Source organism: Mumia spirodelae, assembly GCF_050632745.1.
Classification (GTDB): Bacteria; Actinomycetota; Actinomycetes; order Propionibacteriales; family Nocardioidaceae; genus Mumia.
Map to the genome: position 1 here is coordinate 25,583 of NZ_JBODSD010000005.1, position 13,114 is coordinate 38,696.

The 13,114-nt window shown below is 70.5% G+C and carries 6 protein-coding genes; 2 read left to right on the forward strand and 4 right to left on the reverse strand.

Features of this window, described 5'->3' with window-relative positions; translation table 11 throughout:
- Window positions 1–38 precede the first annotated feature (38 nt).
- Window positions 39–1,925 carry a hypothetical protein gene (locus ACQSSQ_RS20220; RefSeq protein ID WP_431328937.1) on the reverse strand — a complete coding sequence of 629 codons (1,887 nt, stop codon included), beginning with the start codon at window positions 1,923–1,925 and terminating at the stop codon, window positions 39–41.
- Window positions 1,926–2,236: 311 nt separating this feature from the next.
- On the opposite strand from ACQSSQ_RS20220, the gene ACQSSQ_RS20225 reads away from it, so the two are divergent.
- Together ACQSSQ_RS20225 and ACQSSQ_RS20230 are read left to right on the forward strand one after the other, a co-directional pair.
- The gene (locus ACQSSQ_RS20225; RefSeq protein WP_431328938.1) at window positions 2,237–5,278 is read left to right on the forward strand and encodes a family 78 glycoside hydrolase catalytic domain; all 3,042 of its coding nucleotides are present in this window, start codon (window positions 2,237–2,239) and stop codon (window positions 5,276–5,278) included.
- Window positions 5,275–9,063: a glycosyl hydrolase gene (locus ACQSSQ_RS20230; RefSeq protein WP_431328939.1), complete on the forward strand. Its 3,789-nt coding sequence runs from the start codon at window positions 5,275–5,277 to the stop codon at window positions 9,061–9,063. The genes ACQSSQ_RS20225 and ACQSSQ_RS20230 overlap by 4 nt, the downstream gene beginning before the upstream one ends.
- Before the next feature lie 85 nt (window positions 9,064–9,148).
- Here ACQSSQ_RS20230 and ettA read toward each other — a convergent pair whose 3' ends face one another.
- The 3 genes from ettA to ACQSSQ_RS20245 form a co-directional block, all read right to left on the reverse strand.
- Window positions 9,149–10,831, reverse strand: coding sequence for an energy-dependent translational throttle protein EttA (ettA, locus tag ACQSSQ_RS20235; RefSeq protein WP_431328940.1), 1,683 nt, complete (start codon window positions 10,829–10,831; stop codon window positions 9,149–9,151).
- A gap of 87 nt (window positions 10,832–10,918) precedes the next feature.
- Window positions 10,919–11,389 (reverse strand): single-stranded DNA-binding protein, encoded by a 471-nt coding sequence (locus ACQSSQ_RS20240; RefSeq protein ID WP_431328941.1) that lies wholly within the window; start codon window positions 11,387–11,389, stop codon window positions 10,919–10,921.
- A 101-nt stretch (window positions 11,390–11,490) separates the two neighbouring features.
- Window positions 11,491–13,113, reverse strand: coding sequence for a GTPase (locus tag ACQSSQ_RS20245; protein ID WP_431328942.1), 1,623 nt, complete (start codon window positions 13,111–13,113; stop codon window positions 11,491–11,493).
- Window position 13,114: the final 1 nt, after the last annotated feature.

A 13,114-nucleotide genomic window follows, 5' to 3' on the forward strand; every position in this document is an offset into this window, starting at 1 on the left:
GTGGCGGGAAGCCGGCCTCGTCGCCTCTCGGGCCGCGCTCAGCCCACGAACCGGTAGGTGAAGCGGCCGTCCGGCGCCGCGTCGCCCTGCGTGTAGAAGTCCATGACGTCCCCACTGCTGCTGGGCACGTTGTCCGCCCACTTGAACCCGAGGTCCAGCCGGCCCTGCGCGTGACGGCCCAGGAGCTTGCGCGGGATCGTCAGCTGCAGCTGGTTGCCCTCGACGCGGTAGCGCACGGTGCCGACCCGCTGCCACGAACCCTTCCGACGTACCTCGAGCGTGGTCGTGTCGTTCCCGATGCCGCGGCGGTTGATGACGAAGTCGTACCCCTTCCAGCCGTTCTCACCGTCACCGTCGACGTCGAGGTAGAGCGTCATCCAGTCCTCGTCGGCGCGGACGAGCGGGTCGACGGTCCGCGCGTAGAACGAGATGTTCCGCGCGTCGCGGGCGACCTTGACCTCCTCGAGGTCGTTGCGGCCGGAGTCGTTCGTGTAGGTGACGCCGCCGTACCCTCCGTGCGAGCGCCGCACGGTGTCGCGGACGAAGTCCCGGTACGACGGTTGCACCGAGCCCCACTGCGCGAACCCCGCACCGACGTCGATCCGCTGCCGCTTGCTCGGCGTCGGTGCCGCGTCCAGGCCCTTGTACTGACGGATGTACTCGACCAGCTGCAGGTAGTAGTTGTCGTTGTAGCCGCCCTTCATCGGCTCGGCGTCACGGCTGAACTCGGTGGTCGCCTGGTCGACGAAGAAGATGGGGCGGTCCGCCGGCCGGTCCTTGTTGTCCCAGCCGGGGAAGTTGCCACCGAGCCGCTGCGCCACCCACTCGTTCCAGCCCGTCACGGCGACGATCCGCGGGTCGACCTCGAGCGCCCGCTCCCATTGCTCCGCGAAGTTGTAGCCCCACTTGTAGGCATCGGGTGCGGTGTCGAGCTTGCCGTCGTGGAAGCTGCGGGACCAGTTGTTGCCCGCGCCGTAGAACGGCTGGTCGCTGAACGGAAAGTTGTTGTGCACCGCGACGGCGGCGTTCACGATGTCGGGCTTGCCGTCACGCATGAACACGTCCTGCGGCCGCTCGAAGCTGATCCAGGGGAAGCCGTCCTGCTTCTTGGGCTCGTTCGGCCACTGGTTGCGCCGCCACGTGAAGAAGTCGCGGATCTCGGACGAGACCTCGTCCGGGTTGCCGATGATCAGCGGCTTGCCGTCGAGCTGGAACCACAGGTCGCGGTAGCGCCCCGGCTCATAGAGGTCGTCGTAGATCTTCTTGATCGTCGCACCCGAGCTGGAGTTGGTGTAGAAGACGATCTGCGGGACGTCCCACCCCTGCCGGCGGACGTCGTCGAAGACCTCGAGCAGCCGGTCGTACACGTTCTTGTAGGTGAACGCGTTGGTGACGTCGAAGTAGAGGAAGTCGACCTTCGCGGCCGCCAGCATCTGCGCATGCTTGCGGAGCACCCAGGCGTCGTCGCTGAAGTAGTAGTCGAACAGCGGCTCGCCCCAGTGATGGTGGGCCCCGTACGGCCCCCACGCGGGGTTGTTCGGGTCGTGCACTGCCTCGGGGTGCTCCTCGAGGATCTTGGTGATGTTGTACGGCCCCGACGTCCCGTGCTGACCGAGCCACAGGAAGTAGAACAGGCCGACGTACCGGTCCTCCCGCGCCTTGCGCACCTCTCCGGCCTGCGACAGCGTGCGCCCGAGGTCGTCGGTCGCGGTCAGCGACCCGAGGTCGAAGGCGCCGGAGTCCGGCGTGGGACGCGGGGCGTTCTGAGTCGACTCGCCGGCGGTCACCGTCGCGTCGGCGGACGCGGGCTCCGGGGTCGCCGCAGCGGCGGAGGCGATGGCGACCGAGCTCACGAGCACGAGCGCAGCCAGCGGGAGGTTGAGTCGTGCCGTCAGAAGTCGGCGTGTCCGTGGCGCCCCGGTCATCTCTGTCTCCCGATTTGAACGTTTCACTGCAACCCGCCCGACGCTAGGGGTGTGGCGCGGATCACGTCAACGACGCTGTCCGGTTGTGGCCAGGACAGTCCGTGGCCGATTCCGGACGTAAAGGTTGCCCTTCGCACCAGATGTGGCCAGGGTCACAGTGAAACGTTCCAACGTCGTCGACCGTGCAGCGCCCGGCGGTGCTGCCGAAGGGACCCGCGATGGGCAAACGCCTGCTCAGTATCGCCGCTGCGCTCACCACCACCGTCTTTCTCGCCCCACTCCCACCCGCCGTCGCCTCGCCGCCTGGCGACGTGCGCGCGTTCGCGCTCTCCACCGACCACGCGACCTCGCCGCTCGGGATCGGCGACCGGACGCCGTCGTTCGGCTGGAAGCTCCGCTCGAGCCAGCGCGCGCAGTCGCAGAGCGCGTACCGCATCCTGGTCGCGTCGAGCGCCGCCCGCCTCGCCCGCGGCGATGCCGACGTCTGGGACTCGGGGAAGGTCGAGTCGGCCGAGTCGCTGCAGGTCCGGTATCAGGGCCCGGCCCTGACGTCGCGGCAGCGGTACCACTGGAAGGTGATGGTCTGGGACGCCTCCGGCGGCGCGGGCCGATGGAGCGCCCCGACGTGGTTCGAGACCGGCCTGCTGGAGCAGGACGACTGGTCCGCCGACTGGATCGCGCACGACACGGATCTCCCCCTCCCGACCGCGAACGCGCAGCAGAACACGCCCGCCTCGCTCAGGTCCGAGCACACCCTCGGCCAGTCGGTGACCACCGACCGCCCGTTCGACCGCATCGGCGGCAGCTTCCCGACCTGGAACACCCGGGACTCCGACTTCACGCTGACGCTGCGCCGTGGCGGTCCCGACGGAGAGGTCGTCGCGGAGCAGCGCTTCACCGACCACGCCGACAACGGGTGGGCGGAGCTCTCGCTCGCCACGCCGGCCGAGGCCGGTGAGTACTACCTGGAGATGTCGGGCCTCGAGGGCACCGCCGGGTGGTGGAGCCACACCGACGACGTCTACGCCGAGGGCCAGGCCTACGCCGACGGCAAGCCCGTCGCAGGCGACCGGACGCTCCGGTGGAACCCCACCGTCGAGGCGAACCCGGAGGTGACCTCCCAGCTCCGCACGACGTTCTCGGTCGCCAAGCCGGTGAAGTCGGCGCGCCTGTACTCGACCGCCCTGGGCATCTACGACCTCCAGCTCAACGGACGCGAGGTCTCCGACGACCGCTGGGCGCCGGGATGGACCGACTACGACCAGCGCACGCCGTACCAGACCTACGACGTCACGAAGCTCCTGCAGAAGGGCGGGAACGCCCTCGGTGCCCGCCTCTCGACCGGCTGGTACGCCGGCAAGATCGCGATCTACGGCCCGAACCTGTACGGCAAGCTGCCCGGCCTGCTGAGCCAGCTCGAGATCACCTACACCGACGGTACGACCGAGCGCGTCGTGTCGGACACGTCGTGGAAGAGCACTGCAGGCCCGGTCACGCACGCCGACATCCTCGACGGCGAGGAGTACGACGCGCGCCGCGAGACGCCCGGATGGACCCGCGCCGGGTACGACGACGGCGCGTGGGAGCCGGTGGTCGAGAAGACCGACACGGACACCGAGCTCGTCGCCCAGTCCGCTCCCCCGGTCAGGGTGACCCAGGAGATGCCGGTCACCGAGGTCACCGAGCCGAAGCCCGGGACGTACGTGCTCGACCTCGGCCAGAACCTCGTCGGCACGGTCGCGCTCACGCTGCGCGGCGCAGAGGCGGGACAGAAGGTCCGGCTGCGCTACGGCGAGGAGGTCAATCCGGACGGAACGCTGTACACGGAGAACCTCCGCAGCGCCCGGGCGACCGACTACTACACCGCACGCGGCGACCGGACCGAGACGTACGAGCCGCGCTACACCTTCCACGGCTTCCGCTACGTCGAGCTGACCGGACTCGACGCCAAGCCCGCGAAGCGCGACCTCGTCGCCAAGGTCCTCGGGACGGACACCGCGGTCACGGGGCAGTTCGAGACCTCCGACCCGATGCTCAACCAGCTGCAGAGCAACATCGTGTGGTCGCAGCGCGGCAACTTCCTCAGCGTGCCGACCGACTGCCCGCAGCGCGACGAGCGGATGGGCTGGACCGGCGACATCAACGTGTTCGCGCCGACCGCGGCGTACAACATGGACGTCTCCACGTTCCTCGGCGACAAGTGGCTGCAGGACCTGCGCGATGCGCAGCGCAGCGACGGTGCCGTCACCGACGTGGTGCCGTACGTCCCGGTGGTCGGCGCGGGCAACGCCGGCTGGGGCGACGCCGCGATCACCGTTCCGTACACCGTGTGGCAGACCTACGGCGACACCAAGGTGATCGAGGAGAGCTACGACTCGATGACCGCCTGGGTCGCGTACCTGAAGGCCAACAGCACGGGGCTCATCCGGCCCGACGCCGGCTACGGCGACTGGCTGAACCTCGACGACAACACGCCGCGCGACCTCATCGGTACGGCGTACTTCGCGCACGTCACCCGCCTGCTGTCGGAGATGGCCGCGGCCGTCGGCGAGGACGAGGACGCGGCGACGTACGCGGCGCTGGCCGACGACGTCCGCGACGCGTTCGTGGCGAAGTACGTCGGCGACGACGGTGCGCTCCCGGGCGACGCCCAGGCCGGCTACGTCCTCGCGCTGTCGTTCGACCTGATCCCGGACGCGCTCGTCGACGACGCCGCCGACAAGCTCGTCGCGAACCTCGAGCGCCACGACTGGCACCTCGCGACCGGCTTCCTCGGGACCCCCGACCTGCTGCCGGTGCTCAGCCGGACCGGGCACACCGACGTCGCCTACCGCCTGATCAACCAGCGCACGTACCCGTCGTGGGGCTACGAGGTCGAGAAGGGCGCGACCACGATCTGGGAGCGCTGGAACTCGATCATGCCCGACGGCAGCTTCGGCGACGTCAGCATGAACTCGTTCAACCACTACGCCTACGGCGCGGTCGGGAACTGGATGTACCAGACGATCGGCGGCATCCAGGCCGACCCGGAGCACCCGGGCTACCGGCACTTCACGGTGGCGCCGCAGCCTGGCGGTGGACTCGACCGGGCGGACTCCACGTTCGAGTCGGGCTACGGGACGATCCGGTCCCGCTGGTCGCGCAAGAACGGCCGGCTGACCCTGCAGGTCACGGTGCCGGTCAACTCGACCGCCACGGTCCGGATCCCGGCCTCGAGCGTGGCCGCCGTCAGCGAGCACGGCAAGCCCGCGACGCGCGCCGACGGCGTGCGCGACCTGCGCGTCGAGGGCGACGTCGTCGTCGGCGAGGTCGGCTCGGGCACCTACCAGTTCACGGTGAAGGAGAAGGCATGACACGGCGACCGGCACGGCACTCGACGACGTGGGGCCGGCGCGTGGTGGTGGCCGCCGCTGCCGCGACGCTGACCCTCGGCCTGGCGGGGGCCGCTGGCGCGGCAAAGCCTGCGCCGGAACCCGCCTGGGACGACCCGACCGGGCGACTCGACCCGGCGGCCTTCGCGGACCCGCCGTCCACCGCGCGCCCGCACGCGTTCTGGTTCTGGAACGGCAAGCTGACCGAGGCCGAGCTGGAGCGGCAGCTCGACGAGATGCAGGGCAACGGGGTGGAGGAGTTCTTCATCCACCCCCGCCAGGGCCTCGGCGGAGAGTTCGGCAAGACCGAGAACGCGTACTACCTCTCGAAGGACTACTTCGACAAGGTCGGCTACGTGCTGAAGGAGGCGAAGTCACGCGGCATGAAGGCGTGGCTGTACGACGACCTGAACTGGCCGAGCGGCTTCGCCGGCGGGCGTACGGTCCGCGGCGGCGACGTCGACGGCCGCACGGTCGGGGCCGACCCGGACTACGTCCCCTGGTACCTCTCCCCCACGGCGGTGGACGTCGAGGGCGGCACCACGTACGACGCTGCCGTCCCGGGACAGGGCGACGGCGGCTCCGGACCGCAGCCCGAGCTGGTCGCGACGCTCGCCGCCCGCAAGGCCGCGGACGGGTCGTGCGTGACCAACGGCGAGGCCCGAGGCGTACGCCTCGACGGCTCGACCACGGTGGAGCTGACCGACAAGGTCGAGGACGGGCGCCTGCGATGGACCGCGCCTGAGGGCAGCTGGTGCGTCGTGCACCTGGTCCAGCGGCCGCTGGTGAACTACCACCCGGACCTCGAGCCGGACGAGCCCTACGTCGACATGCTCAACCCCGACGTGACGCAGAAGTTCATCGACATCACCCACGAGACGTACGCGAAGCGGTTCGGGCCGTACTTCGGGTCGACGATCCCGGGCATCTTCAACGACGAGCCCGGCTTCTACAACAACTTCCCCGACAACCGCGGCGGGCTCGACTCGCGCGGCTCGATCCCGTGGACCCCGGGCTTCCGGTCGTACCTGACCGAGAACGCCGGGTACGACCTGACGCGGAGCCTGCTCGGGATCTGGTACGACGCCGGTGCGGCCACGACGAAGGCGCGGGTCGACTACTACGACGCGCTGTCGGACCGCTACAACGAGGCGCACACCGAGCCCCTGGCGGACTGGGCCGAGGACCACGACATCGCACTGATCTCGAACCCGCTCGTCGAGGAGGACCTCGGCAGCCACAAGCTGATCGAGGGCGGCAGCTGGTTCGAGATGAGCAAGCACTACCAGCTGCCCGGCATGGACCTGATCAGCGGTCTCAACACGGGCGCGATCACGCCGAAGCTCAACTCGTCCGTGGCGCACCTGTTCGGCCGCAAGCGCAACCTGGCCGAGACCTTCGGCGCGTTCGGCTGGGACCTGACGATGGAGGAGATGAAGCGCACCGTCGGCTGGGAGGCCGCCGGGGGCGTCGACCTGATCGACAACCACGCGTTCTACTACTCGATCGACGGCCAGCGTGCGTCGGAGTCGCCGCCGAGCCAGTTCGACCAGAACACGTTCTGGCCCCGCTTCTCGCAGTACGCCAACCTCGTCGGGCGGCTGACCGAGCCGGCTCGTGGCGCGACGCCGGTGAACCCGGTCGGCGTGCTCTACCCGAGCTCGTCGGTGATGGCGGCGGGGACGCCGTGGGACGTCCGCGGCTTCGCCGGCAACGGACCTGCGCTGGGGCCGGTCGACGACTCGTGGAAGGGCACGTCGAACGACCTGCTCAAGGCACAGCTGGACTTTGACTACCTCGACGAGCTGGCGTTGGCCGGCGACGAGGACCTCGACGTCGACCTGCAGGTGCGCGACGGCGCGCTCGCCCTGCGCGACCAGCGCTGGCAGGCCGTGGTGCTGCCGCGTACGACGACCCTGTCGCTGGAGGCGGTGCGCACGCTGGAGCGGCTCGTCGCCGACGGCGGCACCGTCGTCGCGGTGGACGGGCTGGCGACGCACGAGGCGTCCGGACGCGACGCCGAGCTGCGGACGAGGCTGACCGCGCTGTTCGGCACCGATCCGTCGGCGCCGGAGGCGTCGCAGCGGGAGCACGGGAAGGGCGGCCTCGCGGCGTACCTGCCCGACCGCTCGCGCCTCGCCGAGGTGCTGCACGAACGCGTGTCGCCGGGCGTCACGCTCGACAACGCGCCCGACGTCCGCGTCCGCCACGTCAAGCGCAAGGCCGACGACGCGTTCCTGGTCGTCAACCTGTCCGGGTCGGAGAAGCAGACGACCGCACGGTTCGACGTCGCGCAGACACCGGAGTTCTGGGCCCCGGAGACGGGCAAGACCGCGGTCGCCCCGGTGTTCCGACGCGACGGTGAGCAGACGGTCGTCCCGCTGACGCTCGCCCCGTACGAGGCACGATGGGTGACGTTCCGGCCGGGCGCGTACCCGCGCGGGAAGGTCGCGCATCTGACCGCGACGAACGCGACACCGGAGTCCGTCATGGCCTCGGGTGGCGGGCTGAAGGCGACGCTGGTCACCGACAAGCCGGGCGAGGTCTATGCCCGCGGCGAGCTCCGCGGGAAGACGTACGGCGCGGTGGCGACGGTCGACGACCCGCTCGAGCCGCTCGCGCTCGGGGGTAGCTGGGACTTCCGGTTCGCGAAGGATGGCGCCGAGACGGTGTCGCGGCCACTGGGGTCGTGGACGGCGCTCGACGCCAAGTACTCGGGCTCCGCCACGTACACGAAGCGGTTCACGGTGCCCGAGGGCTTCCTCGCCGACGGTCGGCGCGCCGTGCTCGACCTGGGCCGCGTACGCGAGTTCGCCGACGTGACCGTGAACGGCAAGCACGCCGGTGCGCTGGACTGGTCGCCGTACACCGTCGACGTCACGGACCTGCTCCGCGAGGGTGAGAACGTCGTCGAGGTGAAGGTCACCAACACCCCGTCCAACGAGATCGAGGGGCGCGACAACCCGTCCGGCCTGTTCGGACCGGTCGCGGTCCGGCCGCAGCGGGAGGTCGACCTGACGCTCACGGAAGGGACGGAGGTGACGTCGGTCGACATGACCGTCGACCCGGCCTCGGCCGCCGTGCTGCCCGGCCGCCCGGCGACGTTCACGGCGACGGTCACCGGCATCGCGCCGGCCGACCTCACGGCCACGCTGGCGACCACGGCTCCTGACGGATGGACGGTCGAGCCCGCCTCGACCGAGGTCTCCGAGCCGTCGAACGGCGCCCAGGTGACCACCAGCGTGGACGTCGTCGTGACGCCGCCGGCGGACGCGGCCGAGGGGGCGTCGGAGGTCGGGTTCACGCTGACCGGCCCCGACGGGCGTACGGTCACGCGGACGGCCACCGTCACGGTGACCAACGCGTACGCCGCCTGGGAGTTCGACACCGACGGCGACACCGAAGGGTGGACCGGGGCGAACCAGGTCGAGGGCTTTACGGCCTCCGGCGGGGCGCTGCGGTTCCGCTCCGTCGGCGGCGACCCGTACGTCGTCGGGCCGCGCGTCTCGGTGCCGCTGACCGACGGGGCCGTGGTCGAGATCGTGATGTCGTCCTCGGTCGGCGGCGGCGGTCAGCTGTTCTGGGCGACCACCGACGGCGGCTTCGCCGAGGGACGCAGCGGCCGGTTCACCGTCGAGGCGGGCGGAACCCGCACCTACCGGGTAGAGATCCCGCGCCAGGGGGCGTCGCTGACCCAGGTCCGGCTGGATCCGCTCACCGGCACGGGTGACGTGGCGGTCGACGCCGTCCGCGTCCTCCCGGGCTGACGCAAGAACCGACAAAAGGACCCGACGTTCCTGCCAAATACTGGCAGGAACGTCGGGTCCTTTTGTCGGGACGTTCGTCGGGACGTCAGTCGCGGGTGAGGCGCCGGTAGGTGAGCGCGTGCGGGCGCGCCGCCTCCGGGCCGAGGCGCTCGATCTTGTTGGCCTCGTAGTCGGCGAAGTTGCCCTCGTACCAGTACCAGCTGGCCTGGTTCTCGGCGTCGCCCTCCCAGGCCAGGATGTGCGTCGCGACACGGTCGAGGAACCACCGGTCGTGGGAGATCACGACGGCGCAGCCCGGGAACTCGAGCAGCGCGTCCTCCAGCGACTGGAGGGTCTCGACGTCCAGGTCGTTGGTCGGCTCGTCGAGCAGCAGCAGGTTGCCGCCCATCTTGAGCGTCAGCGCGAGGTTGAGGCGGTTGCGCTCACCACCGGACAGGATGCCGGCGCGCTTCTGCTGGTCGGGACCCTTGAAGCCGAACGACGCGACGTAGGCACGGCTCGGCATCTCGAAGTTGGCGACCTTGATGTGGTCGAGCCCGTCGGAGACGACCTCCCAGACGTTCTTGGTCGGGTCGATGCCGCCGCGCGACTGGTCGACGTAGGAGATCTTGACCGTGCTGCCGACGTCGAGGCTCCCGGAGTCGGGCTGCTCCTCGCCGACGATCATCTTGAACAGCGTCGTCTTGCCGACGCCGTTGGGACCGACCACGCCGACGATGCCGGCACGCGGCAGGGAGAAGCTCAGGTCCTCGATGAGGGTGCGGTCGCCGAAGGACTTCGTCAGTCCCTTGGCGTCGAGGACGACGTCGCCAAGGCGCGGACCGGCCGGGATGTTGATCTCGGACAGGTCGACCGAGCGGCGGCGCTCCGCCTCGGCCGCCAGCTCCTCGTAGCGGGCCAGACGCGACTTGCTCTTGGCCTGGCGGGCCTTGGGGTTGGAGCGGACCCACTCGAGCTCGCGCTCGAGAATCTTCTGACGCTTGGCGTCCTTCTTGCCCTCGACGACGAGGCGCTGCTTCTTGGTGTCGAGGTAGGTCGAGTAGTTGCCCTCGTAGGGGTGGGTCTTGCCGCGGTCGAGCTCGAGGATCCACTGCGCGACGTTGTCGAGGAAGTAGCGGTCGTGGGTCACGGCCAGCACGGCGCCGGGGTACTTGGCGAGGTGCTGCTCGAGCCACAGCACGCTCTCCGCGTCCAGGTGGTTGGTGGGCTCGTCGAGGAGCAGCAGGTCGGGCTGCTGGAGGAGGAGCTTGCACAGCGCGACGCGTCGGCGCTCACCACCGGAGAGGTTGTCGACGACGGCGTCCGGCGGCGGGCAGCGCAGGGCGTCCATGGCCTGCTCGAGCCGCGAGTCGAGGTCCCACGCGTTGGCGTGGTCGAGATCGGTCTGCAGCTCGCCCATCTCGGCTAGCAGGGAGTCATAGTCGGCATCGGGGCTCGCCAGCTCGTCGCTGATCGCGTTGAAGCGGTCGAGCTTGCCCTTGATGTCGGCGACGGCCTCCTCGACGTTCTCGAGGACGGTCTTGCCCTCGGTCAGCGGGGGCTCCTGCATGAGGATGCCGACGGTGGCCTCGGGATCCTTGTAGGTGTCGCCGTTGTTGGGCTGCTCCATGCCCGCCATCAGCTTGAGCAGCGTGGACTTGCCGGTGCCGTTCGGGCCGACGACGCCGATCTTGGCGCCGTGCAGGAACGACAGCGTCACGTTGTCGAGAACGACCTTGTCGCCGAGCGACTTGCGGACGTTGTGCAGGGTGAAGACGTAGTCAGCCATGGTGGCTCAAGCCTAGGCGCTCCCCCGGCCGGTGCGTGAATCGGACCGTCAGCCGGCCCCGCGCACGGCCGGGGGTGCCAGCGCCCCTCAGACCGCGACCGCCTCACCGCGCGGCGCCGGATCGGTCACGACGTGGGTGCTCTCGAAGGCCGCGACCGCCTCGCCCTCGTTGGGCGCCGCCTCGGGGGTGGCCGACGGCTCGTTGCGGCAGAACGTCGTCGTGCCGCGGTTGAGGTCGTGGCAGACGGCCGTCGCCTCCAGGACGTCGCGGCGGTGCTGCTCGCGGGTCTCCTTGTCCTCCCACGTGTGGGTCCGGAGGCGTCCGATCACCACGACCGGGTCACCGACCTCGAGCGACGCCGCGGCGTTGTGCGCGAGCGCCCTCGTCGCCTTGACCGTGATCCAGACGGTCTCGAGGTCGCGCCACCCGCCCTGGTTGCGGTCGAAGATGCGTGGGGTCGATCCCACGCGGAACATCGCCCAGGCGAAGCTGCCGCTCTCGCGGAGGTCGACCGCGGTGCCGAGGTTGCCATAGACGGTCATCTGGTTGTCGCTCATCTGCGCTCCATTCATCGGGGACGACCCGATGGTGGGTCCCGTGGAGCACAACGGTCGCGCGGGCACCCCGAGGTGTGGATGCCCGAACGCTGTGGACGACCTCAGACGTTGCGGCCGAGCGCGACCGCGATCCCGCGACGCGCCTGCTCGTACGCCGCCAGCTCGGAGTCCACCGGCGCCAGCACCCGCTGCTGCGTGACATCGGCGATCGTGGCACGGAGCGCGTCGTCCACGCCGTGCGCCCGGCGACTCGCCGACGACTTCGCCGCCACCGTCGTCAGGAGCGCGAGGACCAGCCCGACCACCAGGCCGCCCACAGCCAGGTAGACCGGGACCCAGACGCCCGCGATCGTCGGGGCGGACGCGGACCCCGTGGCCTCGGCACCCGCGAGTGCGAGAACCCACAGCAGCCCAGCCACCGTCACACCGAGCACGGCCCACTGGACGACCTTGACGACCGACCACCAGGCAGGTGTGCGGTCGAGGCCGAGCCCCGTACGGGCCATCGCCTGGTCCAGCACGTCGGCGAGGTCGTGGTTGGGGACGACCACCGCGCGCCGCATGGACTGCACCCACGGCGGGGTGAGACCGATCGACGCCTTCTCGGCGACGTCGCGCACGGCCACGTCGACGGCCGGTCGCTGGACGCGGGCACCGAGGGCGTCACCGCCGAGGGCACGCACCGCGCTGGCGTCGCCGCCGGCGGGGGCCTTCGAACGCCCGACGAGGCGCAGCGGCGGCCACGTCGTCGCGGACACCGCCTGCGAGACCAGCGTCTTCTCGGCCGTGTCGGCGACCGCCGAGACGCCTGCGGCATCGGCGAGGGTCGCGACCAGCTGCTCGCGGTCGGAGTCGGTCAGCCCGATCGCGGGCGCGTCGCCGGAGATCTGCTCGAACGCCTTCGCCACGTGCTCGACGTCGGCGCCCGTCCGCATCCCCGCGGCCTGCTTGTCGCGGATCTTGCGCACCAGCGCGCGCTTGAAGTCGTCCACGCCGTCGCCGCGCAGCGCCGACACCGCGATGACCGGCACGCCGGACAGCCCGTCCTCCGCCAGCAGACGGCGTACGTCCTGCAGGGTGCCGTCCCACTTCTCGGGCGGTAGCTTGTCGATCTGGTTGAGCACGACCATCGTCACGCCCGCGTGACGGGCGAGCGGGCGCAGGTAGCGCTCGTGGATGGCGGCATCGGCGTACTTCTGGGGGTCGAGGACCCACACCAGCACGTCGGCGTACTGCACGAGGCGGTCGACCTCGAGGTGGTGGCTCACCTCGGTCGAGTCGTGGTCCGGCAGGTCCAGCAGCACCAGACCGTCGAGGTTGGTGTCGTCGGGGACGAGGCCGAGCGGGCTCGTCAGCGACATCTGCTGGCGCTCGGGGATGCCCATCCACTCGAGCAGGTCGCGCGTGCCGCTCTCGCCCCAGGCGACGGCCATCGCCCACGACGTGGTCGGGCGGCGGACGCCCACCGCGGAGAGCTCGATGCCCGCCACGGCGTTGAACAGGGACGACTTGCCGGAGCCGGTGGCGCCGGCGAGCGCGACGACCGTACGGTCGCTGGCGAGGCGGAGCCGGTCGCCGGCGCGGCGGACGACGGTGTCGCCCTCCTCGACGAGCGCGGCGTCCAGGCGGCCGGCGGTCGCCTCCACGGCGCGGGCGAGACCGTCGACGCGTGCGGCGACGTCACCGCCGCTCGTGCTGAACAACGGTGCAGGGGTGTCGTTCACG

Excerpts from the sequence above, each read along its gene's own strand:
- ACQSSQ_RS20230 (WP_431328939.1), top strand. The coding sequence starts at position 5,275 with ATGACACGGCGACCGGCACGGCACTCGACGACGTGGGGCCGGCGCGTG.
- ACQSSQ_RS20240 (WP_431328941.1), bottom strand. The coding sequence starts at position 11,389 with ATGAGCGACAACCAGATGACCGTCTATGGCAACCTCGGCACCGCGGTC.
- ACQSSQ_RS20220 (WP_431328937.1), bottom strand. The coding sequence starts at position 1,925 with ATGACCGGGGCGCCACGGACACGCCGACTTCTGACGGCACGACTCAAC.
- ettA (WP_431328940.1), bottom strand. The coding sequence starts at position 10,831 with ATGGCTGACTACGTCTTCACCCTGCACAACGTCCGCAAGTCGCTCGGC.